Genomic DNA, 25,799 nt, shown 5'->3' with positions numbered 1-25,799 from the left:
GGCGCAACTTGCATGGGCTGATGAATGAATGCGCTGATGCTATCAGAGACGCAGGCGCCCGCCACGACTGCGTGCGCTTCCCAGACCATGAGGCAGCAGGCTGGAACGGGTATGCGCATGGCAAATGGCGATGGCCAGGGCGTCGGAGGCGTCGATCTGCGGCTTGCTGACCAGTTTCAACAGGTGCATCACCATCATCTGCACCTGTTCCTTGTTTGCCGCGCCGGTGCCTACCACGGCCTGCTTGACCTGGGTCGCGGTGTATTCGGCGATCTCCAGGTTTTCCTCGGCGCCGGCCACAATGGCCGCGCCGCGGGCCTGCCCCAGCTTCAGGGCGGAATCGGCGTTGCGGGCCATGAAGACCTTTTCGATGCCCATGGTCACCGGGCCGTAGGTCTGGATGACTTCGCGCACGCCGCGATAAACGATCTGCAAGCGCTCGTGCAACTCGCCCGCACCGGTGCGGATACAGCCGGAAGCAACGTACACGCAGCCACGCCCGGTATCGCGAACCACGCCGTAGCCGGTGATGCGCGAACCGGGGTCGATACCAAGGATTAAAGTCATAACGCCTGCGGTTTGAAGGGGGCTAACTGGACCTGTGGGAGCGAGCCTGCTCGCGAAGAGGCCGTCACATCCGACATCAAGGTCGGCCGACACACCGCATTCGCGAGCAGGCTCGCTCCCACCCTGGCACTCATGCTATTCGATAAAGACCATCAGCCCAGTTGCTCAGCCACCGACTCCGGAATATCGGCGTTGGAATAAACGTTCTGCACATCGTCCAGGTCTTCAAGCATGTCGATCAGCTTGAGCACCTTCTCGGCGCCTTCCAGGTCGAGTTCGGCACTGGTGGTCGGCTGCATGACGATTTCCGCGTCGACCGGTTTGAAACCGGCAGCTTCAAGGGCATTACGCACGGCATAAAAGCTGGCGAACGAGGTGAACACGTCGAACGAACCGTCTTCGTGGCTGACCACGTCATCGGCATCGGCTTCCAGCGCCGCTTCGGTCAGCGCATCTTCATCGATGCCTGGCGCGAAGCTGATCTGCCCCTTGCGCTCGAATAGATAAGCCACCGAACCGTCGGTCCCCAGGTTGCCACCGCATTTGCTGAACGCATGGCGCACGGCCGCAGCGGTGCGGTTGCGGTTGTCGGTCATGCACTCGACCATGACCGCCACGCCGCCCGGGCCGTAGCCTTCATAGGTCAGCTCCTCGACGTTGTCGGCCTCGGTAGCACCCGCGCCACGGGCAATGGCCCGGTCGATGATGTCGCGGCTCATGTTCGCGCCCAGCGCCTTGTCCAAGGCGAGGCGCAAGCGCGGATTGGAACCCGGATCGCCACCACCCTGGCGGGCCGCGACCGTCAGCTCACGGATCCACTTGGTAAAGATCTTGCCCCTCTTGGCATCCTGACGTTCTTTGCGGTGCTTGATGTTCGCCCACTTGGAATGACCTGCCATAACTCGCTCCGGTTTTTCTTTGAAACATTGCCCGCCCCGCTTGCGCGGCAGCCAGCAATCGGAAATATCGACCCCAATGAAAAGGCGCATCCGAAGATGCGCCCTCAGGTGCCGGCCTTACTCAGCCTTTGGCTGTTCGCGCAAACGGATATGCAACTCGCGCAGCGCCTTGGCATCCACCACGCCCGGAGCCTGGGTCATGACATCGGCCGCGCTCTGGGTTTTCGGGAATGCGATCACTTCGCGGATCGACTGGGCGCCGGTCATCAGCATCACCAGGCGATCCAGGCCGAAGGCCAGGCCACCGTGGGGCGGCGCACCGTACTTCAAAGCGTCCAGCAGGAAGCCGAACTTCTCTTCCTGCTCGGCTTCGCTGATACCCAGCAGACGGAACACTGCCTGTTGCATTTCCTTGCGATGGATACGGATCGAACCGCCGCCCAGCTCGGTACCGTTGAGGACCATGTCGTAGGCACGGGACAATGCGCCGGCCGGGTTGGCCTCCAACTCTTCAGGCGAGCACTTCGGCGCGGTGAACGGGTGGTGCAAAGCAGAGAAGCTGCCGTCGTCGTTTTCCTCGAACATCGGGAAGTCGACGACCCACATCGGCGCCCACTCGCAAGTCAGCAGTTTCAGGTCGTGACCCAGCTTGATGCGCAGCGCGCCCAGGGCTTCGCTGACAATCTTGGCCTTGTCGGCGCCAAAGAACACAATGTCGCCATCGACCGCGCCCACGCGATCGAGGATCACGTTGAGGTTGGCTTCCGGGATGTTCTTGACGATCGGCGACTGCAGGCCGTCGATACCGGCGGCGCGCTCGTTGACCTTGATGTATGCCAGGCCCTTGGCACCGTAGATGCCGACGAACTTGGTGTAATCGTCGATCTGCTTGCGCGGCATGCTGGCGCCGCCTGGAACACGCAGGGCGGCGATACGGCATTTCGGATCGTTGGCCGGACCACTGAAGACCTTGAATTCGACTTCCTTGAGCTGGTCCGCGACGTCCACCAGTTCCAGCGGGTTGCGCAGGTCAGGCTTGTCGGAACCGTAGCGACGCATGGCCTCTTCGAAGGTCATGTGCGGGAACTCGCCGAACTCAAGACCCAGCACTTCCCGGAACAGGTTGCGGATCATGCCCTCGGTCAGGCCCATGATGTCTTTTTCGTCGAGAAAGCTGGTCTCGATGTCGATCTGGGTGAACTCAGGCTGCCGGTCGGCACGCAGGTCTTCATCGCGGAAGCACTTGGCGATCTGGTAGTAGCGGTCGAACCCGGCCACCATCAGCAACTGCTTGAACAATTGTGGCGATTGCGGCAAGGCGAAAAAACTGCCGGGGTGGGTACGGCTCGGCACCAGGTAGTCGCGGGCGCCTTCCGGCGTGGCACGGGTCAGGATCGGCGTCTCGACGTCGAGGAAGCCGTTCTCGTCCAGGTAACGACGGATGCTGGTGGTCATGCGCGAACGCAGGCGCAGCTTCTCGGCCATTTCCGGGCGACGCAGGTCGATGAAACGATAGCGCAGGCGGGTTTCCTCGCCTACGTCGGAATATTCGTTGAGTGGGAACGGCGGGGTTTCCGCTTCGTTCAGAACTTCCAGCTCGTAGCCGAGCACTTCGATCATGCCGGACGCCATGTTGGCGTTGCCGGCGCCGGCCGGACGCAGGCGCACCTTGCCGGTGATCTTGACCACGTATTCGCTGCGCACGCGGTCGGCGGTGGCGAAGGTTTCCGCGCGGTCGGGGTCGAACACTACCTGGGCCAGGCCTTCACGATCACGGATATCGAGGAAAATCACCCCGCCATGGTCACGGCGACGATGAACCCATCCGCAAAGAGTAACTTCCTGACCTTCCAGGCTTTCGTTCAGTTGGCCGCAATAATGGCTGCGCATCATGGTAGTGGTTTCACTTCTCGTAATTCGAAATTCGGTTGGAGGCCCTGCCCGTGCAAGAACCCGCGCGTGTTCAACTCAGTCAGCCTTGTCGCCACCGGCCAGGTTCTTCTTGGCACCGGTCTTGAAGTCGGTTTCATACCAGCCGGTGCCGCCGAGGCGGAAACCTGGCATGGACAGCATCTTTTTCAGCTCCGGCGCCTGGCAGGCAGGGCAATCGACCAGCGGTGCCGCGCTGATTTTTTGAATGGCTTCCATCTGATGACCACAGGAAGCACATTGATAGTCGTACATCGGCATGGGGGTTGTCTCGGCAATCAGGTTATTCACGCAAAACCCGGGCTTTGCGGCAAAGAGCGGGATTATATCCATTAAATGCGGCCTGTGCAGCCGTAAGACCGCACAGGCGGTGAGAGGGCTAGGCCTCGCGATGATCGGTGCCCATATCCTTCAGGCTGTGCACCACGCAGACAACACGCACCAGCCCACTGAAATTGCGCACGCCGCCATGACGCAACTGCACCTCCCGATCCACATGGGAGAGCAAGGTACTGACGGAGCAACTGTTGAGCTGGGCCATATCGCCGAGAATATCCCAATAGACTTGCTCAAGGCGTAAACAGGTGGCGAACCCGTTAAGCCGGATGGAGCGGGCCAGGGGCCGGGCCAGTTGCATATCGAACCCACTGACGAACGGGTCGATGCTGACGGACTTGAGGCGCCCGCCTGCACCGCCCCTGGGTGCTTTTCCTTGAATCATACCGTTGACACTCCTTTGCCATACGAGCCTCAGTCAGGCCAACCGGCCTGTGGCTCTATGGAAGCTCAACTCGAGCGCAAGCTCCAGATGACTTTTTGCCCATCAGCGTAGGAGATGACAACAGTAGCCCGAGGACGAATGACTCCGTCCTACCCCGGACCGCAGGCGATGATGCCAATGGCGGCACCATCACCCAATTGCGGATTACCGCTCGTCCAGCAGCGAACGCAGCATCCAGGCGGTTTTTTCATGAACCTGCATGCGCTGGGTCAGCAGGTCGGCGGTCGGCTCGTCGCTGACCTTGTCCAATAAAGGAAAGATGCCGCGGGCGGTACGTGTCACCGCCTCCTGGCCTTCGACCAGTTGCCGGATCATGTCCTCGGCGCCAGGCACGCCTTCCTCTTCCTTGATGGAAGACAGGCGCGCATACACGGAGTAGGCACCCGGTGCCGGAAAGCCCAGGGCACGGATTCGCTCGGCGATCAGGTCCACCGCCAGCGCCAGCTCGTTGTACTGCTCCTCGAACATCAAGTGCAGGGTCCGGAACATCGGCCCGGTGACGTTCCAATGGAAATTATGGGTCTTGAGGTAAAGCACGTAGGTGTCCGACAACAGGCGCGAAAGCCCGTCGACGATGGACTTGCGATCTTCTTCGCTGATACCGATATCAATTGCCATGTGTTTGATCTCCTGACGGTGATGAATTCGACAGCGGCCATTGCACTCTAGCGGGTGTCGCCATCTGTAGCCTGCGACTAATCGCCAGCCCTCCTGAACCGACAAGCCGGGATGGCGGAGGGTTCCGGCGCAGGGGAAAATTCAAGCTCCTTTGCCGAGAACCTTCAAGCGCCCCGCCGGCGCTTTTCGGCCGACGAACAGCGTGTCACGGGCCCGTAACGAGTTTGAGAAGGCCGGGGCTTTGCTGTTAAATAGGCAGTGTGTCGCTACGCCTATTTTTCCGGGCGTCGCGCATAGGCTGATTCGGGTACGTGTTCCTACGCCTCTCATTGTTCTGAAGCGAACCGCCCCCGACCAGCTCTTCCTTGTGATCTGTCTTAACCGTGAGCCAATCAAAATGTTGAAAATCGTCCACTTGCTAATGGGCGCAGCTGCCCTGCTGCTGTCCTTCATCCCTAGCCTGGGTTCCGAAGCCACACCTTACCTGCAACATCCCGACGCGCTGTACCTGGCCTTTTTCGGCCTGCTCAACCTGACCCTGGCACCCGTCATCCCTTACTGGAACAAAGGTCCACGTCATCAACTGCAAAACCTTGTCAGCGCCCTGCTGGTGCTGGCCGTCGCCCTGCAAACACTGACCCTGCTGGCGCCCATGCCGGAAATCGGCGGCCAACCCGCCATTCTTTCCAGCCTGGCCGCCGCGTTGCTCGCTGTGTTGCTGCACCTGGCCGTCAGCTTCTACAAGAAGTCGTCGCCGGCCGCCGCACCGCAGAACTACGACATGTCCAACCGTGATACCGGTACCGTGAAGTGGTTCAACACCTCCAAGGGGTTCGGCTTCATCTCCCGCGACTCTGGCGATGACATTTTTGTGCATTTCCGGGCCATTCGTGGCGAAGGCCATCGCGTCCTGGTCGAAGGCCAGCGCGTGGAGTTTTCCGTCATGCACCGTGACAAAGGCTTGCAGGCCGAAGATGTGATCGCCGCGCTGCCGCGCCGCTGATCCAGGCTTAAAAAAACCGCGATGCAGCCAGGCTGCTCGCGGTTTTTTATTGCCTGCCGTTCGGCCCCGGTCAGTAATGCGGTGGCGGCGCTTCTTCTTCAAAGGATTCGAACTGGCCGGCCATTTCTTCCTGACGCTTGAGCAACGCCGCCATCTGCAGCTGCAGACGTTCGACAACTCGCTGCTGCTCCACCAGCACGTCGTTTAATGCCTGGATGGTGTCGTCCTGAAACGCCAGGCGGCTTTCAAGGTCGGTTACACGCTCTTCAAGGTTCATGGTTCAGCCCTCCAGGAACTTGAAATCATCGGTCAGGACCGCTCGCAAGCGTTCACGAATGAGGCTGACCTGCTCGGCAGCATAAGGCTGTGCCGGATGCTTGCCCCACACCGGCGCAGGCCATGCGGCATCCTCTCGCTTGCGCACGATCACATGCATGTGCAATTGACTGACAACGTTACCCAAGGTTGCAACATTCAATTTATCGGCGTCGAACGAGTCCTTGAGGGTTTCAGCCAGTGCCGTGGTTTCTTTCCACAACTGTTGTTGATCGGCGTCATCCAATTGAAACAATTCACTGATATTTTCCCGGCGCGGCACGAGGATGAACCACGGGTAATTGGAATCATTGGACAACAGCAAACGGCACAGCGGGAAATCGCCGATAGGCAATGTGTCTTGTTGCAGTCGTGGATCTAGGGCAAACACCGCGCGTACTCCTCGCTCATTAATCGATTGCGATCGAGCTGGCAGCCCGCAGGCCCGCCCGAGCACAGGGGGCCAGCATACCTGTGAATGCCGGAACGTTCACTGCGCACCGTCTTTGCGCACCAATAGCGCGCACCGGTACTTTAACGGCGCACCTCGAGCTGAGCAGACACAAGCCCTGTGCGGTTTTCGTACAGCTGGAAGATTTTTTGCACCAAAACAGCACAATGCGTCTACGCTCTGTGCACGAAGCATCCGCGTTTTACCCACTGAAGGGGTGAACCGGTAACGTTTTTGGTTGTCCGGCGCGGTTTACCCGCTTCAAACATGGCAGCTGTCCAGCAGTCAACCCCATTTAAAACAAGGCCTTTGGAGCCCGGTTTCATGAGGTTTCACCGCAACCGCAGCTAAAATGTGAAAAAAATGTAAAAGAAAACCGGATTTGTGCATGCTTGTTGCATTCATCCCAACATCGTCTACAGGGTATCGCCGGAAGCGAAACCTGCAGGCTCGAAAATTAAAGTGGCAAGGCTGCCCTCAGGAGCATCAAGCGTAGCAATCAGGGACTCTTTACACCGATGGCGAACCCAATAGAACAACTCTGAAGTTGTCAGTTCGGACGCCTCGGTTCAGCTGAAATGCGACATGGATCGAGCCATTGGCGACATGGTCGTAAAGAAGCTGAAAGGTTGAATGGGCAAGTGTCGCCAAAGAATGTCGGCGTGATATAAGTTTGCGCCGACACAAAAAGAAAGAGCCGCCCAGATAAAAAAACAGGTGGGACGGCAGTACTCTTAAAACCAAAGGAGCAAATCACGATGCGCGTGATGAAGTGGAGCATGATCGCACTGGCCGTTGCTGCAGCAGCCAGTACTCAAATGGCTACGGCCGCACCTTTCGTAAGTGACCAGTCTGAAGCCAAAGGCTTTGTTGAAGACGCCAAGTTCGATTTGCTGCTGCGTAACTATTACTTCAACCGTGACCGCAAAGACGGTAACAACGACCAGAAAGACTGGACCCAAGGTATCTGGGGCAACTTCAGCTCCGGCTACACCCAAGGTACCGTAGGCGTCGGCGTTGATGCATTCGGTTACTTGGCGGTCAAGCTGGATGGTGGCGACGGTACTGGCGGCACTGGCAACATGAGCCGCGACGCCGACCGCGACGGCGATGCCGATGCCGACGGCCATGTCAACGACAGCCAGGGCAAAGCCGGCGCAGCCATCAAGTTCCGCGTCTCCAAGACCGAGCTGAAAATCGGTGACATGCAGCCAAGCACTGCGCCAGTGTTCGCGATTGGCGGTTCCCGTGTCCTGCCTCAAAGTGCCAGCGGTTTCCAACTGCAGAGCAGCGAAGTCAAAGACCTTGACCTCGAAGCCGGTCACTTCTACTCGGGTACCAGCCAGGACCGTAACGCACGTGATGGCGGCCTGTGGGCAACCTACGCTGGCGTGGAAGCCAACTCCATCGACTACGCAGGCGGCAAATATGCCATCAGCGAAAACCTGAGCGCATCGGTATACGGCGCCCAGCTGGAAGACATCTGGAACCAGTACTACGGCAACCTGAACTACACCATCCCGATGGGTGGCGATCAGTCGCTGAACCTGGACGGTAACATCTACCGTACCACCGACACTGGCAGCGCCAAGGCTGGTGACATCAGCAACACCACCTTCTCCCTGGCAGCGGCGTTCTCGTTCCTGAAAGCGCACACCGTTACTGTTGCCTTCCAGAAGGTCAACGGCGATACCCCGTTCGACTACATCGGTGTAGGCACGAACAACCGTGGTGGCGACTCGATCTTCCTTGCCAACTCCATCCAATACTCCGACTTCAACGCGCCTAACGAGAAATCTGCCCAGATTCGTTATGACATCAAGATGGCTGAGTACGGTGTTCCTGGTCTGAGCTTCATGACCCGTTACGTCAAAGGTTGGGACATCGACGGTTCCAAAGTGGACGCCAGCAGCCCATACGCCGCTTTGGATTATGGCGACGATGGCAAACATAACGAAACCAACTTCGAAGCCAAGTACGTTGTTCAGTCTGGCCCGGCCAAAGATCTTTCCTTCCGCGTTCGTCAAGCCTGGCACCACGCCAACGCCGACGAAACTGAAGGCGACGTTAAAGAGTTCCGCCTGATCGTCGACTACCCGATTTCGGTTCTGTAATTGCCGAAAGTCAGTTTGCGGTAATCAAAAAAAGACCCATCTTCGGATGGGTCTTTTTTATTGCGCTGAAGCTTGAACAAAAATCAGATCGATCAGGCCGATGCAGATTCCTGAACCACCCGGATCACACGCTGTGGAAACGGAATATCGATACCGGCATCTTTCAAGCGGTCGCGCGCCTGTTCATTGAGCATGAACATCACGTTCCAGTAGTCCGCCGTCTTCACCCAGATGCGCAGCGAAACAGTGATCGAGCTGTCGCCCAAGGTAGAAATCACCGCCTCAGGGGCAGGATCGGTCAACACCCGTTCATCCTTGGCCAATTCCAGTAACACTTCCCGAGCCTTTTGCAGGTCAGCCTGGTAATCCACGCCCACGTCGAACACCACTTTGCGGGTCGGCTGCCGATTGGTATTGGTGATGATGCCGTTCGACAGGTTGCCGTTGGGCACGATGACCGTCTTGTTGTCGCCGGTACGCAGGACTGTGTGGAAGATCTGGATGCTGTCGACCGTTCCGGCTACGCCTTGGGCCTCGATCCAGTCACCGATGCGAAACGGACGAAACAGCAGGATCAGCACGCCGCCGGCGAAGTTCGCCAGGCTGCCTTGCAAGGCCAGGCCAATCGCCAGGCCTGCCGCACCGATGGCCGCGACGAAGGACGTGGTTTCCACACCAATCATCGAGGCGACGCTGACGATCAGCAGGATCTTCAGAATGATGTTTGCCAGGGTACTGATAAACCCTTGCAGCGCGAGGTCGGCGTTACGCAGGGCCAGCAGCGCCCCGAGCTTCTGCGTCACCTTGTTGATCAGCCACCAGCCGATGGCCAGGGTGACAATTGCCAGCAACACGCGGCTGCCGTACTCCATGATCATCGGTATCCAGGCCTGGGAGGCCTTGACCAGGTGGTCTACTTCAGCGTTCAAGTCCATCTAATTCTCCTTTGTTCCTGTTGTGCGCGGCATTTGTGGCGAGGGGGCTTGCTCCCGTTTGGGGGCGCAGCACCCATCAAAGGGGCCGCTACGCAGCCCAGCGGGAGCAAGCTCCCTCGCCACAGTGGTTCCCTATAACCGAGGGGTCAGTCGCGGAAGTTGTTGAACTGCAGCGGCATGCCGAATTCCTTGCCCCGCAGCGCGGCGATGGCTTCTTGCAGGTCGTCACGTTTCTTGCCAGTGACACGCACCTGCTCGCCCTGGATGGCGGCCTGGACCTTGAGCTTGGCGTCCTTGATATGAGCGACGATTTTCTTGGCCAGTTCCTTGTCGATGCCTTCCTTGAGCACGGCTTCCTGCTTCATCAGCTTGCCGGAGGCGTAGGCATCCTTGACCTCAAGGCATTGCACGTCGATCTTGCGCTTGACCAGCGCCAGCTTGAGGATCTCGATCATCGCCTCGAGCTGGAAATCGGCCTCGGCGGTCAGGTTGACGGTCAGGTCCTTTTCCTTGAACTCGAAACTGCCCTTGCCCTTGAGGTCATACCGACGGTCGAGTTCCTTGACGGCGTTTTCAACGGCGTTGGTGACTTCGTGCTTGTCCAGTTCGGATACCACGTCGAATGACGGCATGTAGTGTTCTCCAAATAAAAAGGCGCGCTCATGACAAAGGCGCGCACTTGGCTTGTGGTTGAAATCGGGCTCATTATAACGGGTCTTTTCCCGTCGTTACCGCGAGCGCCTCAGATGCCTGCGCCAAACCGAGTAAAAAACTGATGTCCACCACCTGGCACGTCCTGGGCGCCGGCAGCCTCGGCACCTTGTGGGCGACGCGCCTGGCCCGGGCCGGCCTGCCGGTGCGGCTGGTGTTGCGCAATGAACAGCGGCTGCAGGCTTACCGGGAGGCCGGAGGGCTGACGCTGGTGGAACAAGGCCAGGCGCAGTGTTACCCGGTGCCAGGCGAAACCGCGCAGGGCCTCGAACCGATAAAACGCTTGCTGCTGGCCTGCAAGGCCTATGACGCGGAGGCGGCCGTGGCCTCGGTCGCCCATCGCCTGGATGGCGAGAGCGAACTGATCCTGCTGCAGAACGGCCTCGGCAGCCAGGACGCCGTGGCGAACCGCGTCCCCCAGGCCCGCTGTATCAGCGCCTCCAGCACCGAAGGCGCGTTTCGCGACGGTGACTGGCGCGTGGTGTTCGCCGGCCACGGCTACACCTGGCTGGGCGACCCCGCCCAGCCGGTGGCGCCGGTCTGGCTGGATGATTTGGGCATGGCCGGCATTCCCCACGAATGGAGCGCCGACATCCTCACCCGCCTGTGGCGCAAACTGGCGCTCAACTGCGCAATCAACCCACTGACGGTACTGCATCAATGCAAAAACGGTGGCTTGCAGGAACACCACTGCGAAGTGGCGACCCTCTGTGCGGAGCTCGCCGATCTGCTCGAACGCTGCGGCCAGCCGGCGGCGGCCGAGGATTTACAGTCGGAGGTGGAACGGGTGATCCAGGCCACAGCCGCCAACTATTCCTCCATGTACCAGGACGTTGCCAACCGGCGACGTAGCGAAATCGGCTATCTGCTCGGCCATGCCTGCGCCGTCGCGCGGCGCCATGACGTGGCGGTGCCGCATCTCGAACAGATGCGCCAGCGCCTGATTGCCCACTTGGACAACCTCGGATTGCCCAGCGACTGAGCAGCGGCTACGCTGGCCCTCGTGTTCCCTTTCAGCGACGAGTCAGATGCCATTGCGCCAGCGCCTTGAAAATCTCCCGGTCGGCCAGAAACTGCTGGCGGCCCTGTTGGTACTGTTGACCACGGTTCTGCTGGTGGCCAACCTGACCTTCATCAGCGCGGCCTATTACATTTCCCAGGAAAGCATGGCGCCCCAGGCCTTGCAGACCATCGGTCGACTGGTAGCCAACCCGAGCCTGATCTCCGACGCATTGCAATCGCCGCAAAGCGCCAAGCGTCTGCTCGATGAACTCAACAGCTATGCGCCGCTGCGGGCAGCGGCACTGTATGACGGTGACGGCGTACGCCTGGCCCAGTTGCAACAGGGCGAGAAGCTCAAGTTGCCGGAGCATTTCCGTAACATGCAGGCCTGGCAGGCCGGGGAGTTTCGCAGCAACCAGGTCATTACCCTGCCCCGCCCCGGCACGGCGCCCGGCCATCTCCTGCTGGTGGCCAGCAGCGAACTGCCCACCGCGTTCTACACCGGCACCCTGACCGCCAGCCTGGGCATCCTGATCTTCAGCGTGCTGTTGTGGCTGGTCATTGCCCAGCAGATCAAGCGGCTGATCACCCAGCCGATCCATCAACTCGAAGAGTTGTCGCGCCAGGTCACCCGCGAAGAAAACTATTCCCTGCGCGCCGCCAGGGGCAACCACGACGAAATCGGCAGCCTGGCCGAAGCGTTCAACACCATGCTCTCGCGGATCGAAGCCCGGGAACAGCAGCTCAAGCGCGCGCGGGACGATTCCCAGGCCGCCTACGACCAGGCCCAGGGCCTGGCGGAAGAAACCCGTCACACCAACCGCAAGCTGGAGCTGGAAGTCCAGGTCCGCAGCAAGATCGAGAAAAAACTCACCGGCTTCCAGAACTACCTCAACAGCATCATCGACTCCATGCCATCGGCGCTGATCGCCCTCGACGAGCAGCTCTATGTCACGCAATGGAACCAGGAGGCCAGCGCCCTTTCCGGCACCCGGCTGGATGAGGCGCTGAACCAGCCGATCTTCCTCGCCTTCGAGCCGCTCAAGCCGTACCTGCCGCAGCTCAAGCAGACGGTGGAACAGCACACAGTGGCCAAGATTGAGCGCGTCACCTGGACCAAGGACGATGAAGCCCGGCATTACGCCCTGACTTTTTATCCTTTGATGGGCGGTGCCGGGCGCGGCGTGGTGATCCGCATCGATGACATCACCCAGCGCCTGTCGCTGGAGGAAATGATGGTGCAATCGGAAAAAATGCTCTCGGTAGGCGGCCTCGCGGCGGGCATGGCCCATGAGATCAACAATCCGCTGGGGGCGATCCTGCACAACGTGCAGAATATTCGCCGACGCCTGTCTGCGGAATTGCCGAAGAACCTTGAGCAGGCCGAGCAGTTGGGGATCGATTTACCGGTGGTCAACCGCTACCTGGAAAGCCGGGAGATCCCGCAGTTACTCGATGGCATCCAGCAGGCCGGCGCCCGGGCAGCGAAAATCGTCACCCACATGCTCAGCTTCAGCCGCCGCAGCACAAGGCAGATGGCGCCTTGCGACCTGCCGGCACTGATCGACCAGGCCGTGGAAATTGCCGGTAACGACTTCGACCTGGCGATCGGTTTCGACTTCAAGGGCCAGGCGATCATCCGCCAGTTCGACCCGAACCTCGGCCCGGTGCCAGGTACCGCCAACGAACTGGAGCAGGTATTGCTCAACCTGCTGAAAAACGCCGCCCAGGCCATCCATCAACGCCAGGACGACAGCGAGCCCGGCCGTATCATCCTGCGTACACGGCTGAATCCGCCGTGGGCGGAAATCCAGGTCGAGGACAACGGCATCGGCATGAGCGAGAACGTGCGCAAGCGTACCTTCGAGCCGTTCTTCACCACCAAGGAGATCGGCCAGGGCACCGGGCTCGGATTGTCGGTGTCGTATTTCATCATCACCAACAACCACAAGGGCCAGATGGAAGTGCAATCAGCGCCGGGCCAAGGCACTTGCTTCACCCTGCGCCTGCCGCTGGCGGGCACTTCGATGGTGGCGCAAGAACACAAGCAAGTGGAGCGCTGAACATGGGTTTTCGTCTGTCGAAGATTTACACCCGCACCGGGGACAAAGGTGAAACCGGACTGGGGGATGGTCGCCGGGTGGCGAAGGATCATCCGCGAATCGAGGCCATCGGCGAAGTGGATACGCTGAACAGCCAACTGGGCTTGTTGCTGGCCGGGCTTGCCGTCGAAACGGAACGGTACCCGGCGTTGAAGGAAGTAACCGAGATCCTGACGCCTTGTCAGCATCGGCTGTTCGACCTGGGCGGCGAGCTGGCGATGCCGACCTATCAGGCCCTGAACGATGCAGAAGTGGCGCGCCTGGAAGCGGCCATCGATGTATGGAATGAAGAGTTGGGGCCGCTGGAGAATTTCATCCTGCCCGGCGGCTCGACCCTGATCGCCCAGGCCCATGTGTGCCGCAGCCTGGCCCGCAGCGCCGAGCGCCGTTGCCAGCAACTGAACGCGGTGGAACCACTGGCCGGGCCGGGGCTGGCGTATATCAATCGGTTGTCGGACCTGCTGTTCGTGGCGGCGCGGGTCATCGCCCGGCGCCAGGGTGTGGCGGAAGTGCTTTGGGAGGCGGCGGCAAAGCCTGGGAGTTGATCAAAAGGTGTATCGCCTGTCAGGCCGCCATCGCGAGCAAGCTCGCTCCCACAGATGTTATATGAACGCCGAGGATCCAGTGTGGGAGCGAGCTTGCTCGCGATGAGGCCAGCAAATTCACCGCAGCATCAGGCTTCAGGCCAGAACGCCCGAATCCCCGCCACCCCTTGCGCCCCGGCTTCCCAGGCTTTCTGCCGCTGATCGGGGCCTACCCCGCCCAACAGATACACCGGCCTGTCGAACCCCTCGATCAGTCGCGCAGCCTCTTCCCACCCCAATGGCTGCGCATCGGGATGGGTCTGGGTCGGTTGCACGGGTGACAACGTCACGAAATCCACGCCCATCTGCTGAGCCAGGGAGAGTTCCTCGGCGTTGTGGCACGAGGCCGCCAGCCAGCGATCGGTGCCGAACGGCCGACCCGCCGCCGCATGCTTGCGCAGTTGCGCGGCGGTGATATGCCAGCCGGCAGACGGAAAGTCACCCAGCCATTCGAACGGGCCCTTGAGCATCAATTGCGCCTTGCCGGCACACAGCCCCACCGCGTCCACTGCCAGGTCACGGTATTGCGGGTCGTAACCGCTGGGCGCGCGCAGTTGCAGCAGCTTGATCCCGCCAGCAACAGCCTTTTGAATGCCACGCAGCAAGGCGGGCGTTTCAAGGCCTTCAGGGGTGATCAGGTACTCGCCCGGCAAACGGGCCGCCGCGACGATCGGCTGATTGGCCGCTGGAAACTCATAGTTGGTCAATTCACGGGCCGTCACCCAGGCAAGCGGCTGGCCTTCGGCGCCATGGGGCTCGCCGCTGAACGCCGAGACTTCCCAGACATCCAGCAACACCTGCTTGTCCGGATAATCGTGGCGCACCTTGATCAGTGGCCGGGCAGCGCCGACGACAATGCCCAACTCTTCGAGAAGCTCCCGGGCCAGGGCCGCTTCGACCGACTCATTGGCCTCGACCTTGCCCCCCGGGAATTCCCACAAACCGCCCTGGTGCTGGGAATCGGCCCGGCGGGCAATCAGGATCTTGCCGGCGGCGTCGCGAATGACTGCCGCCGCTACATGTACGCGTTTCACCGGGCGATTTCCTCCAGGCCATCTTGTTGCCATGCTTTGAAGGCCGGCCATTGATAAAGGGTTTCAACGTAGGCCGCGTCGACTTCCGGCAGTTCCACCTGGTAGGTGCGCAAGCGCACGGCAATCGGCGCAAAAAATACGTCAGCCAGGCTCAGGGTACCAAACAGGTAGGGACCGGCTTCGGTAGCCGCCGCGCGGCACTCTGCCCACAACGCCAGCATCCGCTGGATTTCCGCCTGCACATCCGCCGGAATCGGTGACAACGGCGCATCGCGGCCCAGGTCGAACGGCATGTGGGTGCGGATGGCAAAAAAACCACTGTGCATCTGCGCACAGGCCGAACGAGCCTGGGCCCGTGCCGCTACATCCTTGGGCCAGAGACCGGCCTCGGGAAACTGCTCGGCCAGGTACTCGGCAATGGCCAGGGAGTCGGCGATCACCCCGAACTCGGTCTTGAGCAGCGGGACCTTGGCCGTGGCCGAATACTTCAGCAGTTTTTCGCGGGTATCGGGCTGGCCGAGCCTGACCAGTTCTTCGGTGTAGTTCGCGCCGGTCAACGACAGGGCCAACGCGCCCCGCAGGGACCAGGAAGAAGCTCGTTTATCGCCGATGATCAGGTGCAGGCTCATTTGGATTCCTTTCTTGTGGGTCTGGGGGTGTTTGTACTGCCGCCTTCGCGAGCAGGCTCGCTCCCACACTGAATCTGCGGCGTTCACAGAATCCCTGTGGGAGCGAGCCTGCTCGCGAATGGAACGACTCGGTTTTAAGTCCGATACTCAGCGTTGATCTTGACGTACTCGTGGGACAGATCGGTGGTCCAGATCGTTTCGCTGCAATCGCCACGCCCCAGCTCGATGCGGATGGTGATTTCCTCCTGCTGCATCACCGCCGCGCCCTGCGCCTCGGTGTAGGTCGTCGCCCGGGCGCCCTGGCTGGCGATGCAGACCTCACCGAGGAATACGTCGATCTTGCTCACGTCCAGCTCAGGCACCCCGGCGCGACCGACAGCGGCGAGAATACGACCCCAGTTCGGGTCGGAAGCAAACAGTGCGGTCTTGATCAGAGGCGAATGCGCCACGGTATAACCGACGTCCAGGCATTCCTGGTGATTGCCACCACCGTTGACCTGTACCGTAACGAACTTGGTCGCGCCTTCGCCGTCGCGGACGATGGCCTGGGCCACTTCCATGCACACCTCGAACACCGCCTGTTTCAGCGCCGCGAACAGCGGACCGCTGGCTTCGGTGATCTCCGGCAGGTTGGCCTTGCCGGTGGCGATCAGCATGCAGCAGTCGTTGGTCGAGGTGTCGCCGTCGATGGTGATGCGGTTGAAGGACTTGTTGGCGCCGTCGAGCATCAGGTCCTGCAGCACCTGGCGGGAGACCTTGGCGTCGGTGGCGATGTAACCGAGCATGGTCGCCATGTTCGGGCGGATCATGCCGGCGCCTTTGCTGATGCCGGTCACGGTCACGGTCACACCGTCGTGCTGGAACTGGCGGCTCGCGCCCTTGGGCAGGGTGTCGGTGGTCATGATGCCGGTGGCGGCCGCGGCCCAGTTGTTTTCCGAGAGGTCATCAAGGGCGGCTTGCAGCGCGCCTTCGATTTTTTCGACCGGCAGCGGTTCGCCGATCACACCCGTGGAGTACGGCAGCACCTGGCTGGCGTCGACACCGGTCAGTTCAGCCAGCCTGGCGCAGGTGCGCTCAGCGGCGGCCAGGCCAGGCGCGCCGGTGCCGGCGTTGGCGTTACCGGTGTTGGTCAGCAGGTAACGCACCGGCCCTTGCACGCGTTGCTTGGCCAGGATCACCGGCGCGGCGCAAAACGCATTGAGCGTAAACACGCCGGCCACCGTCGAGCCCTCGGCGCAACGCATGACCACCACATCCTTGCGCCCGGGACGCTTGATGCCCGCCGAGGCGATACCAAGTTGAAAACCGGCAACCGGGTGCAACGTTGGCAACGGACCAAGACCAACAGCCATGAATGCGCTCCTTATAAAATTATTTCAGCACCGCCTTCATCAAGACGGCAAATCAAATGGCAAAACGCCGCGGCAAGAGACTCTTGTCGCGGCGCAGGTCGTTCAGCGTTGAAACGGGTTTATTGGATCTGCCCGTGGCAATGCTTGTATTTCTTGCCCGAGCCGCAATAGCACAGCTCGTTTCGGCCCAGTTTCTGCTCGTTGCGTACCGGTGCGGTGGCCAGGGCCACGTCCACATCGACGCCCTCTTCCATCGCCTGGACCACTTCCAGGCCCGGAGCTTCGGCGTGCTCGAACTGCATGCGCGCGGCCAGGGCTTCGGCCTCCTGGCGCAGGCGGGCTTCTTCTTCGACCGGATCTTCGCGGCGAACCTGAACGTGGGACAGGACCCGGATCGAGTCGCGCTTGATCGAATCCAGCAGCTCGGAGAACAGCGTGTAGGACTCGCGCTTGTATTCCTGCTTCGGATTCTTCTGCGCGTAGCCACGCAAGTGGATACCGTGGCGCAGGTGATCCATGGTCGACAGATGGTCTTTCCACAGGTCGTCCAGCACCCGCAGCACGATCTGCTTTTCGAACGAGCGCAGCGCTTCGGCGCCGGCCTGGTCTTCTTTTTCGTTGTACGCGGCGATCAGTTCGGTCAGAAGTTTCTCGCGCAGCGTTTCTTCGTAGAGGTGATCGTCCTCGTCGAGCCACTGCTGGATCGGCAACGACACGCCGAAATCACTGCGCAGGGAGGCTTCCAGACCAGCAACGTCCCACTGCTCCGGCAGCGACTGCGGCGGAATGTGTGCGCTGACAGTGGCGTCGAGCACTTCGCGGCGGAAATCGGCGATGGTTTCGCCAATGTCGTCGGCGGCCAACAGGCTGTTGCGCATGTGATAGATCACTTTGCGCTGCTCGTTGTTGACGTCGTCGAACTCCAGCAACTGCTTGCGGATGTCGAAGTTGCGGCCCTCGACCTTGCGCTGCGCCTTCTCGATGGCGTTGGTCACCATGCGGTGCTCGATCGCCTCGCCCGGCTGCATGCCCAGGGCCTTCATGAAATTCTTCACCCGATCAGAGGCGAAGATGCGCATCAGGCTGTCTTCCAGGGACAGGTAGAAGCGGCTGGAGCCGGCGTCGCCCTGGCGACCGGCACGGCCACGCAGCTGGTTGTCGATACGGCGCGATTCGTGACGCTCGGACGCGATCACCTGCAAGCCACCGGATTCGAGCACCTGCTGGTGACGCTTCTGCCAGTCGGCCTTGATCTGCGCGATCTGCTCGGGGGTCGGGTTTTCCAGCGAAGCCACTTCGACTTCCCAGTTACCGCCCAGCAGGATGTCGGTACCACGGCCGGCCATGTTGGTGGCGATGGTCAACGCACCCGGGCGACCGGCCTGGGCGATAATCTCGGCTTCCTTCTCGTGGAACTTGGCATTGAGGACCTTGTGCTCGATACCTTCCTTGGCGAGCAAGGCGGACATGTGCTCGGAGGTCTCGATGGTCGCGGTACCCACCAGGATCGGACGGCCCTGGGCCATGCCTTCCTTGATGTCGTTGATGATCGCCGCGTATTTCTCTTCGGCGGTCAGGAACACCAGGTCGTTGTAGTCCTTGCGCGCCAGCGGCTTGTTCGGCGGAATCACCACCACTTGCAGGCCGTAGATCTGGTGGAATTCGAACGCTTCGGTGTCGGCGGTACCGGTCATGCCGGACAGTTTGTTGTACAGGCGGAAGTAATTCTGGAACGTGGTCGAGGCCAGGGTCTGGCTCTCGGCCTGGATGTTCAGGCCTTCCTTCGCTTCGATGGCCTGGTGCAGGCCTTCGGACAGGCGACGGCCCGGCATGGTGCGGCCGGTGTGTTCGTCGACCAGTACGACCTGGCCGTCCTGGACGATGTATTCGACGTTGCGATGGAACAGCTTGTGGGCACGCAGGCCGGCGTAGACGTGGGTCAGCAGGCCCAGGTTATGGGCCGAGTAGAGGCTTTCGCCTTCAGCCAGCAGGCCGACGCGGGTCAGCATCTCTTCGATGAACTGGTGGCCGGATTCGTTGAGCTCGACCTGGCGGGTCTTCTCGTCGACGGTGTAGTGGCCGGGCTGGGTCACTTCGCCTTCGACTTCTTCGACGTGCAGCTGAAGCTGCGGGATCAGCTTGTTGATCTCGATGTACAGCTTGGAGCTGTCTTCGGCCTGGCCGGAAATGATCAGCGGCGTACGGGCTTCGTCGATGAGGATGGAGTCGACTTCGTCGATCACGGCAAAGTTGAGTTCGCGCTGGAATTTTTCTTCCATGCTGAACGCCATGTTGTCGCGCAGGTAGTCGAAACCGAATTCGTTGTTGGTGCCGTAGGTGATGTCCGAGGCGTAGGCGGCGCGCTTCTCTTCCGGCGGCTGGAACGGCGTGACCACGCCGACCGTCAGGCCGAGGAATTCATAGAGCGGGCGCATCCAGTTGGCGTCGCGGCGGGCCAGGTAGTCGTTGACCGTCACCACGTGCACGCCCTTGCCGGACAGTGCGTTGAGATATACCGCCAGGGTCGCCACCAGGGTCTTGCCCTCACCGGTGCGCATTTCGGCGATCTTGCCTTCATGCAAGGTCATGCCGCCGATCAACTGGACGTCGAAGTGGCGCATGCCCATGACCCGCTTGCCGGCTTCACGGCAGACCGCGAAAGCTTCGGGCAGGATCTGGTCAAGGGTCTCGCCCTTGGCGATGCGGTCCTTGAATTCGGCGGTCTTGGCGCGTAACTGATCGTCCGAAAGGGCCACCATTTGCTCTTCGAAGGCATTGACGATCTGTACCGTCTTGAGCATGCGTTTGACTTCACGCTCGTTCTTGCTTCCAAAAAGTTTCTTTAACAAAGGCGCAAACATATCGGCAGGATCTTCCACACTAAAGGGATGGAGGGCGGCCCCATGAGTCGCCCGTGCAGCCCTCATGGCCGCATGCGAACGAGCATTCTACCCGGAAACGATGGAGAGGAAAGTGGCGTTATTCCACGATGCTGGCACAGCGCTGTGACGGGGCCTCCCTAAAATAAGGGCTTTTGCGCGAACTTCAACCCACAAAACGCAGAAGTTACTCATTGATTATGCGAGTAAAAGCCTCCGGGCAGCAGGGCTCGGGCGTATCCGGCGCTTTCTGCTACCATGGCGCCTTTGTCACTTGCGGTAATCAACCATGGCCTTTCGCCCTCTGCCAGCCAAGGCGCCCGCCGTTCTGCTGCGCGAAGCCAAGCCGCTGAAAGCCATCTTCGGCCACGCCAGACGCCTGGGGCACTTGCAACGCCTGCTCGACAGCCAGCTACAGCCCGCTGCGCGCGAGCATTGTCACGTGGCGTCCTGGCGGGAAGGCAGTTTGTTGCTGATCGTCACCGACGGTCACTGGGCCACGCGCCTGCGCTACCAGCAAAAGCGCCTGTTGCGCCAATTGCAGGCATTCGAGGAGTTCGCCAACCTGACGCGAATCCTGTTCAAGGTCCAGCCGCCCACGGTGCTAGTCGGCGCCAAGGGTCATACGCTGGATCTGTCTACCGACGCTGCCGCCACCATCCAGGCCACGGCCGATGGCATCAGCGACCCCAACCTGCGGGCAGCGCTGGAGCGATTGGCGGCGCATGCGCGGCCCAAGGATTGAGATTTTTTCGGCTGTTTGAATAGCCTTCGCGAGCAGGCTCGCTCCCACAATGGATCTGGGGATGGCAGGCATTTTGTGCCTGGCAGAAATCTCCTGTGGGAGCGAGCTCGCTCGCGATGGCGGCAGGTCAGCCGGCTATTTTTCGCCTGCCAGGCCGCCTTCGCGGGCAAGCCCGCTTCCACAATGGATCTGCATGAGGCACAAGATTTGCGCGCGCAGGAGATCTCCTGTGGGAGCGAGCCTGCTCGCGAAGGGAGCGATTCGGTTTCTGCCTACCGCCGCTTGCTGCCCCCCAGCAACGACCCCATCAACCCACGCACCAACTGCCGGCCCAACTGATTGGCCGCCTGGCGCATCGCCGATCTCAGCGCCTGGCCGGCGGCAGTGCCGAGGAATTCCCCGGCCTTTTCGGTGAAGCTCGGCTCCTCGGCGGCCGGTTTGCCTGGCACGGCTTCGGCCTGCGGCTCCAGCCCCTTGCGCCCCATCAGCACTTCATAGGCCGACTCGCGGTCGATGGGTTTGTCATAACGGCCCTGCAACGGTGAGCTGGCGATCAGCCCGGCACGCTCAGCCGCGGTCAACGGCCCGATGCGCGACTGCGGCGGCGCCACCAGCACACGCTGGACCATTTCCGGCGTGCCTTTTTCCTGCAAGGTGCCCACCAGCGCTTCACCGATGCCCAGCTCGGTGAGCACCGCCAGGGCATCGAATTGTGGATTCGGTCGAAAACCATCAGCCACCGCCCGCAGGGATTTCTGTTCCTTGGCGGTGAACGCCCGTAGGCCATGCTGGATGCGCAACCCCAGCTGCGCGAGCACGTCGTCCGGCAGATCGCCCGGCGACTGGGTGACAAAATACACCCCGACGCCCTTGGAGCGGATCAGCCGCACCACTTGTTCCAGGCGCTCTTGCAATGCCTTGGGCGTGCCGGCGAACAACAAATGTGCCTCATCGAAAAACAACGCCAGCAAGGGTTTGTCCGCATCGCCGCGCTCGGGCAGTTGCTCGAACAGCTCGGCCAACAGCCACAGCAGGAATGTCGCGTAGACTTTCGGCGCTTCATGGACCAGACGACTGGCGTCCAGCAGATGAATGCGGCCACGGCCGTCACTGGCCGGTTGCAGGATGTCTTCAAGCTGCAACGCCGGTTCGCCGAACAAGGCATCCGCGCCCTGCTGTTCCAGGGTGGACAGTCGGCGCATCAAGGCCTGGCTGGAACCGGTGGTCATCAGGGCCGCGTCGTCCCCGAGCAATTCAGGGTTGTCCTTGAGGTGATTGAGCAGCGCTTTCAGGTCCTTGAGGTCGAGCAGCAACAGGCCCTCGCGGTCGGCGACCTTGAAGGCCGCGTACAACGCCGCTTGCTGGCTGTCCGTCAGTTCCAGCAGGCTGCCGAGCAACAACGGGCCCATTTCACTCAACGTGGTGCGCAGCGGATGACCGGACTGACCGTGGATATCCCACAAGGTCACCGGATAGGCCTGTGGCTCATGGCCGAGCCAGGGCATGCCGGCGATGCGCTCGGCGATCTTGCCTTGAGGATTGCCGGCGGCGCCGAGGCCGCACAGGTCACCCTTGATGTCCGCCGCGAACACCGCAACGCCGGCATCGCTGAACATCTCGGCCAGGCGCTGCAAGGTGACGGTCTTGCCGGTGCCGGTGGCGCCCGCCACCAGCCCATGACGATTGGCCAGGCGCATGGCCTGGGCGACAGGTTGGCCGGCCAGGTCGGCCCCGATAACGAGTTGCGATGAATCAGGCATTTGGTCACCTGTGGTTTGCGGTATGACGCCATTTTGCGCGCTTATATAAAAGCATGCCCGGTGCAATAAGGCCCGAGCGGCAGAATAATAGCCTGCAACCGGCACTGGCCCATTCGCGAGCAGGCTCGCTCCCACACTTTGGGCCTATGTTGAGCATAGAACCCTGTGGGAGCGAGCCTGCTCGCGAAGAGTGCCCGACAACGCATTCCTTTACTGCACCCAACCCCAACCGAACATCTATTCTTACCCAAGGTCAACAAGGGGAGAACACAGACCGGAGGGATGTTCATCGTGCATATAGCGGACATAACCATGTTCTACGCCCCCGCCAGCGGAGGTGTACGCACTTATCTGGATGCCAAGCACCGGCGCCTGGGCAATCGGCCGGGTATTCGCCATAGCCTTCTGATCCCCGGCGCGCATCTGAGCGAGCAGGATGGGATCTACAAGGTCCCGGCCCCTCCGCTGCCCTTTGGCAAGGGCTACCGCTTCCCGCTGCGCCTGGCCCCTTGGCGTAATGTCCTGCGCGACTTGCAGCCCGACCTGATCGAGGTCGGCGACCCTTACCTCACCGCCTGGGCCGCCCTGGATGCCCGACGACAGCTGGACGTGCCCGTGATCGGCTTTTATCACTCCGACCTGCCGTTGCTGGTAAGCAACCGCATGGGCAACTGGTTCACGCCCAATATCGAAGCCTATGTCAGCAAACTGTACGGCAACTTCGACCGGGTGCTCGCGCCGAGCCAGGTCATGGCCGACAAACTCACCGGGCTTGGGGTCAAAAATGTCTACGTGCAGCCGTTGGGGGTAGACCTGCAGACCTTCAATCCCGCCGCTCGCGACCCGGAACTGCGGGCCGAGCTGGGCATCGCCGAGGATGCGCGCCTGCTGATTTTCGCCGGTCGCGGTTCCAAGGAAAAAAACCTGCCGGTGCTGCTCAAATGCATGAAACGCCTGGGCGAACGCTATCACCTGCTGCTGGTGGGCTCTTCGATGCCTGCCGTGGTGCCGGACAACGTCACGGTGATCGACGAATTCTGCCCGGCTCCGCAAGTCGCCCGGCTGATGGCCAGCGCCGACGCCCTGCTGCACGCAGGCGACCAGGAAACCTTCGGGCTGGTAATCCTCGAAGCGATGGCCAGCGGCATCCCGGTGGTAGCGGTCGCGGCAGGCGCCTTCAATGAAATCGTCCACGAGGACTGTGGCCTGCTGTGCGCGCCCGACAATCCACAGGCGATGGCCAATGCCGTTCGGCAACTGTTCGCCGAAGGCTGCCAGCAACGCGGCGCAAAAGCTCGCCGGCATGTAGAACGTCATTACGCCTGGGATTCGGTGGTCAATAGTCTGTTGGGCCACTATTACAGCGTGCTCGGCGCAGAAATGCCCCTGCTGGCCAATGGTTGAGTCGAGGCCCATGTCGATGACCGCTCAATCCAGCCTGCTGCTGGTGCTGCACGATGTCGCACCGCAAACCTGGCCCGACTACCAGCCCTTCGTCGAAGCCGTCGACGCCCTCGGCCAGGTGCCGATGACCTGGCTGGTGGTGCCGGACTTCCATCACGCCAACGCGCTCGACAAACATCCCGGCTTCCGGCGCATGCTCGACAGCCGGGTCGAACGCGGCGATGAACTGGTGCTGCACGGTTATTACCACTGTGATGACGGTCCGCCGGCGCTCCATCCCAAGGACTGGTTCATGCGCCGGGTCTACACCCATGAAGGCGAGTTCTTCGGTCTGTCCGAGGAAGCGGCCCTCGCCCGCCTTCGCGCCGGCATCGAAATCTTTCAGCGCTACCAGTGGCCGCTGGAAGGCTTCGTCGCGCCGGCCTGGCTGATGAGCGAAGGCACACGCCAGGCCCTGCGCCAGTTGCCGTTGAGTTATACCAGCGACACCCAGCACCTTTATCGCTTGCCGGAGTTCACGCCGATCGACGCCCCGGGGCTGGTCTGGAGCGCTCGCAGTGCCTGGCGCCGAGGCCTGTCGAAAGTCATCAGCGACCGGCGTGAACAGCGCTGGCGTCAGGCACCGGTCATTCGCCTGGGCCTGCACCCGGTAGACATGCGCCACGGATTTTCCCGCGACTACTGGCTGCGAACCCTGGAGCGCCTGCTTGAAGACGGACGCGTGCCCATGACCAAGATCGACTGGCTGGCGTCACTGCGCCAGCCAGTCAGCAGTGCCGCATGAAACGGCTGGTCTGGTTAGGCGCCGCCCTGTTGATTGCGGTATTGGTCCCGATGCTCGTGGGCGGCGGGGAAATGTGGTCGCGGCTGCAGCGCTTTCCGCTGTCCTTGCTGCTGGTCATGCTTGGCATGATCGTACTCTGCTGGGGCCTCAACTCGGTGCGCCTGCGCTTGCTGCTGGGTGAACACCGTGGGCGCATAGGCGGGTTGAAAAGCATTGGCGTAGTGATGTCTACCGAGTTCGCGATGTGCGCGACGCCCGGCGGCAGTGGCGGGCCGTTGACGCTGATGGCGCTGCTCGCGCGCAACGGCGTGCGCCCCGCCCATGGCAGCGCGGTGTTCGCCATGGATCAGTTGAGCGACCTGCTGTTTTTTCTCTGCGCCTTGTTGGGCATCCTGTTTTATGCACTTTTCCAGAATCTCAGCCAGCGCATGGAATGGATGCTGGCGCTGAGCGCGGTTTCATTATTCGGCGGGCTTTGCTGCTGCGTGCTGGTGGCCCGCTACCATCGGCGGCTGATTCTCCTGGGCGCGCGGCTGCTGCGGCATTTGCGAGTGAAGCCGGTGACCCGTCGACGCTGGGGACGCAAGATCCTGAATTTCCTCGCGGCATTTACCGACACTCTGAAATTGCCACGCCAGACGCTGTTCCAGGTGTTCGTCTTGACCTGCCTGCACTGGGTCCTGCGCTATAGCGTGCTGTACCTGGCATTAAAAGGACTCGGCGCGGATCTGCAATGGGCCTGGAGTTTCCTGATCCAGATGCTGTCCCTCAGCGCTGGGCAGTTCAGCCTGTTGCCGGGCGGCGCCGGAGCGGCGGAGTTGACCTCGGCGGCGCTGCTGGCGCCGATGGTGGGCAAATCCACCGCGGCGGCAGCGATCCTGATCTGGCGGGCGGTGACGTATTACTTCTATCTGGTGGCCGGAGGACCGGTGTTCTTCATGATGGTCGGGCGACCTTTGATCAAGAAGCTCATGAAGCTGCGGCAAGCCTGAGAGGTCAGCCCTTGGACTCGGGGTCGTCCCGGGGCTGCTTGTGCATTTCGTCCCACAACTGGGCGGCGTCGGGAAATTCGGTGCCGTCTTCCGGGCCCAGCGCTTCGGGATCGTAGCGACTCAGGCAACCCTCGCCCACGGTCGCCGGCGCTCTGGCGGTGGCTTTGTCCAAGGGATCGGTCATGGAATTCATGCCTCGAGGTTGGTGG

25 protein-coding genes are annotated in these 25,799 nt (G+C 61.2%); 9 read left to right on the top strand and 16 right to left on the bottom strand.

What is annotated here, in order from left to right; translation table 11 throughout:
- Positions 1-42 precede the first annotated feature (42 nt).
- From ruvC to J3P91_RS05510, 6 genes are all read right to left on the bottom strand, one after another.
- The gene (gene ruvC, locus J3P91_RS05535) at positions 43-567 is read right to left on the bottom strand and encodes a crossover junction endodeoxyribonuclease RuvC (protein WP_305496403.1); all 525 of its coding nucleotides are present in this window, start codon (positions 565-567) and stop codon (positions 43-45) included.
- A gap of 152 nt (positions 568-719) precedes the next feature.
- Entirely contained in the window at positions 720-1,466 is a 747-nt protein-coding gene (locus J3P91_RS05530; RefSeq protein ID WP_305496404.1) for a YebC/PmpR family DNA-binding transcriptional regulator, read from the bottom strand.
- A 117-nt stretch (positions 1,467-1,583) separates the two neighbouring features.
- A complete protein-coding gene (gene aspS, locus J3P91_RS05525) occupies positions 1,584-3,359 on the bottom strand; it encodes an aspartate--tRNA ligase (RefSeq protein ID WP_305496406.1) in 1,776 nt (591 codons plus the stop codon).
- 75 nt (positions 3,360-3,434) lie between these two features.
- Positions 3,435-3,656 carry an FmdB family zinc ribbon protein gene (locus J3P91_RS05520; RefSeq protein WP_003178589.1) on the bottom strand — a complete coding sequence of 74 codons (222 nt, stop codon included), beginning with the start codon at positions 3,654-3,656 and terminating at the stop codon, positions 3,435-3,437.
- Positions 3,657-3,774: 118 nt separating this feature from the next.
- A complete protein-coding gene (locus J3P91_RS05515; RefSeq protein WP_434602954.1) occupies positions 3,775-4,116 on the bottom strand; it encodes a ribbon-helix-helix domain-containing protein in 342 nt (113 codons plus the stop codon).
- A 204-nt stretch (positions 4,117-4,320) separates the two neighbouring features.
- On the bottom strand, positions 4,321-4,794 hold the full coding sequence (locus J3P91_RS05510; protein ID WP_305496408.1) for a Dps family protein: 474 nt from the start codon (positions 4,792-4,794) through the stop codon (positions 4,321-4,323).
- Positions 4,795-5,191: 397 nt separating this feature from the next.
- Between J3P91_RS05510 and J3P91_RS05505 the strand changes: the two genes are divergently transcribed.
- Positions 5,192-5,797, top strand: coding sequence for a cold-shock protein (locus tag J3P91_RS05505; protein WP_186611670.1), 606 nt, complete (start codon positions 5,192-5,194; stop codon positions 5,795-5,797).
- A 70-nt stretch (positions 5,798-5,867) separates the two neighbouring features.
- Here the strand turns inward: J3P91_RS05505 and J3P91_RS05500 are convergent, their stop codons facing one another.
- Together J3P91_RS05500 and J3P91_RS05495 are read right to left on the bottom strand one after the other, a co-directional pair.
- Entirely contained in the window at positions 5,868-6,074 is a 207-nt protein-coding gene (locus J3P91_RS05500; RefSeq protein WP_217861372.1) for a SlyX family protein, read from the bottom strand.
- Between the two features lie 3 nt (positions 6,075-6,077).
- Positions 6,078-6,503 (bottom strand): HIT family protein, encoded by a 426-nt coding sequence (locus J3P91_RS05495; protein WP_434602953.1) that lies wholly within the window; start codon positions 6,501-6,503, stop codon positions 6,078-6,080.
- 818 nt (positions 6,504-7,321) lie between these two features.
- Between J3P91_RS05495 and J3P91_RS05490 the strand changes: the two genes are divergently transcribed.
- The gene (locus J3P91_RS05490; RefSeq protein WP_434602952.1) at positions 7,322-8,677 is read left to right on the top strand and encodes an OprD family porin; all 1,356 of its coding nucleotides are present in this window, start codon (positions 7,322-7,324) and stop codon (positions 8,675-8,677) included.
- Between the two features lie 92 nt (positions 8,678-8,769).
- Here J3P91_RS05490 and J3P91_RS05485 read toward each other — a convergent pair whose 3' ends face one another.
- On the bottom strand, positions 8,770-9,612 hold the full coding sequence (locus tag J3P91_RS05485) for a mechanosensitive ion channel family protein (RefSeq protein ID WP_305496415.1): 843 nt from the start codon (positions 9,610-9,612) through the stop codon (positions 8,770-8,772).
- 146 nt (positions 9,613-9,758) lie between these two features.
- Positions 9,759-10,244 (bottom strand): YajQ family cyclic di-GMP-binding protein, encoded by a 486-nt coding sequence (locus J3P91_RS05480; protein WP_003205057.1) that lies wholly within the window; start codon positions 10,242-10,244, stop codon positions 9,759-9,761.
- Between the two features lie 143 nt (positions 10,245-10,387).
- Between J3P91_RS05480 and J3P91_RS05475 the strand changes: the two genes are divergently transcribed.
- The 3 genes from J3P91_RS05475 to J3P91_RS05465 are packed head-to-tail and all read left to right on the top strand — an operon-like array spanning position 10,388 to position 13,972.
- Positions 10,388-11,305 carry a putative 2-dehydropantoate 2-reductase gene (locus J3P91_RS05475; RefSeq protein WP_434602951.1) on the top strand — a complete coding sequence of 306 codons (918 nt, stop codon included), beginning with the start codon at positions 10,388-10,390 and terminating at the stop codon, positions 11,303-11,305.
- 46 nt (positions 11,306-11,351) lie between these two features.
- Entirely contained in the window at positions 11,352-13,388 is a 2,037-nt protein-coding gene (locus J3P91_RS05470; protein ID WP_434602950.1) for a sensor histidine kinase, read from the top strand.
- A gap of 2 nt (positions 13,389-13,390) precedes the next feature.
- Positions 13,391-13,972, top strand: coding sequence for a cob(I)yrinic acid a,c-diamide adenosyltransferase (locus J3P91_RS05465; protein ID WP_434602949.1), 582 nt, complete (start codon positions 13,391-13,393; stop codon positions 13,970-13,972).
- Between the two features lie 128 nt (positions 13,973-14,100).
- On the opposite strand, the gene J3P91_RS05460 is transcribed toward J3P91_RS05465, so the two are convergent.
- The 4 genes from J3P91_RS05460 to secA form a co-directional block, all read right to left on the bottom strand.
- A complete protein-coding gene (locus J3P91_RS05460) occupies positions 14,101-15,045 on the bottom strand; it encodes a Nudix family hydrolase (RefSeq protein ID WP_434602948.1) in 945 nt (314 codons plus the stop codon).
- Positions 15,042-15,674: a glutathione S-transferase family protein gene (locus J3P91_RS05455; RefSeq protein ID WP_434602947.1), complete on the bottom strand. Its 633-nt coding sequence runs from the start codon at positions 15,672-15,674 to the stop codon at positions 15,042-15,044. The genes J3P91_RS05460 and J3P91_RS05455 overlap by 4 nt, the downstream gene beginning before the upstream one ends.
- Positions 15,675-15,808: 134 nt before the next feature.
- Positions 15,809-17,026, bottom strand: coding sequence for a bifunctional glutamate N-acetyltransferase/amino-acid acetyltransferase ArgJ (gene argJ, locus J3P91_RS05450; protein ID WP_434602946.1), 1,218 nt, complete (start codon positions 17,024-17,026; stop codon positions 15,809-15,811).
- Between the two features lie 119 nt (positions 17,027-17,145).
- The gene (gene secA / locus J3P91_RS05445; RefSeq protein ID WP_305496429.1) at positions 17,146-19,887 is read right to left on the bottom strand and encodes a preprotein translocase subunit SecA; all 2,742 of its coding nucleotides are present in this window, start codon (positions 19,885-19,887) and stop codon (positions 17,146-17,148) included.
- Between the two features lie 307 nt (positions 19,888-20,194).
- Between secA and J3P91_RS05440 the strand changes: the two genes are divergently transcribed.
- A complete protein-coding gene (locus J3P91_RS05440) occupies positions 20,195-20,650 on the top strand; it encodes a DUF721 domain-containing protein (protein ID WP_434602945.1) in 456 nt (151 codons plus the stop codon).
- Positions 20,651-20,922: 272 nt separating this feature from the next.
- Here the strand turns inward: J3P91_RS05440 and J3P91_RS05435 are convergent, their stop codons facing one another.
- On the bottom strand, positions 20,923-22,410 hold the full coding sequence (locus tag J3P91_RS05435) for a helicase HerA-like domain-containing protein (protein WP_434602944.1): 1,488 nt from the start codon (positions 22,408-22,410) through the stop codon (positions 20,923-20,925).
- 282 nt (positions 22,411-22,692) lie between these two features.
- Here J3P91_RS05435 and J3P91_RS05430 point away from each other — a divergent pair, with 282 nt between their 5' ends.
- Genes J3P91_RS05430 through J3P91_RS05420 form a run of 3 tightly spaced genes read left to right on the top strand, consistent with a single transcriptional unit; the run spans position 22,693 to position 25,590 of the window.
- Complete coding sequence (locus J3P91_RS05430) at positions 22,693-23,814, top strand: glycosyltransferase family 4 protein (RefSeq protein WP_434569641.1); 1,122 nt, start codon at positions 22,693-22,695, stop codon at positions 23,812-23,814.
- Between the two features lie 10 nt (positions 23,815-23,824).
- Positions 23,825-24,598 carry a DUF2334 domain-containing protein gene (locus J3P91_RS05425; RefSeq protein WP_434602943.1) on the top strand — a complete coding sequence of 258 codons (774 nt, stop codon included), beginning with the start codon at positions 23,825-23,827 and terminating at the stop codon, positions 24,596-24,598.
- The gene (locus J3P91_RS05420) at positions 24,595-25,590 is read left to right on the top strand and encodes a lysylphosphatidylglycerol synthase transmembrane domain-containing protein (RefSeq protein WP_434602942.1); all 996 of its coding nucleotides are present in this window, start codon (positions 24,595-24,597) and stop codon (positions 25,588-25,590) included. Before J3P91_RS05425 ends, J3P91_RS05420 begins: the two co-directional genes overlap by 4 nt.
- Positions 25,591-25,594: 4 nt before the next feature.
- Here the strand turns inward: J3P91_RS05420 and J3P91_RS05415 are convergent, their stop codons facing one another.
- Positions 25,595-25,774: a hypothetical protein gene (locus tag J3P91_RS05415; RefSeq protein WP_434602941.1), complete on the bottom strand. Its 180-nt coding sequence runs from the start codon at positions 25,772-25,774 to the stop codon at positions 25,595-25,597.
- Positions 25,775-25,799: the final 25 nt, after the last annotated feature.

The sequence above is a fragment of the Pseudomonas sp. Z4-7 genome (genome assembly GCF_051131965.1).
Lineage (GTDB): Bacteria > Pseudomonadota > Gammaproteobacteria > Pseudomonadales > Pseudomonadaceae > Aquipseudomonas.
Note: the sequence above shows the minus strand (reverse complement) of the source record. Positions and strands in the feature narration are given on the sequence as shown.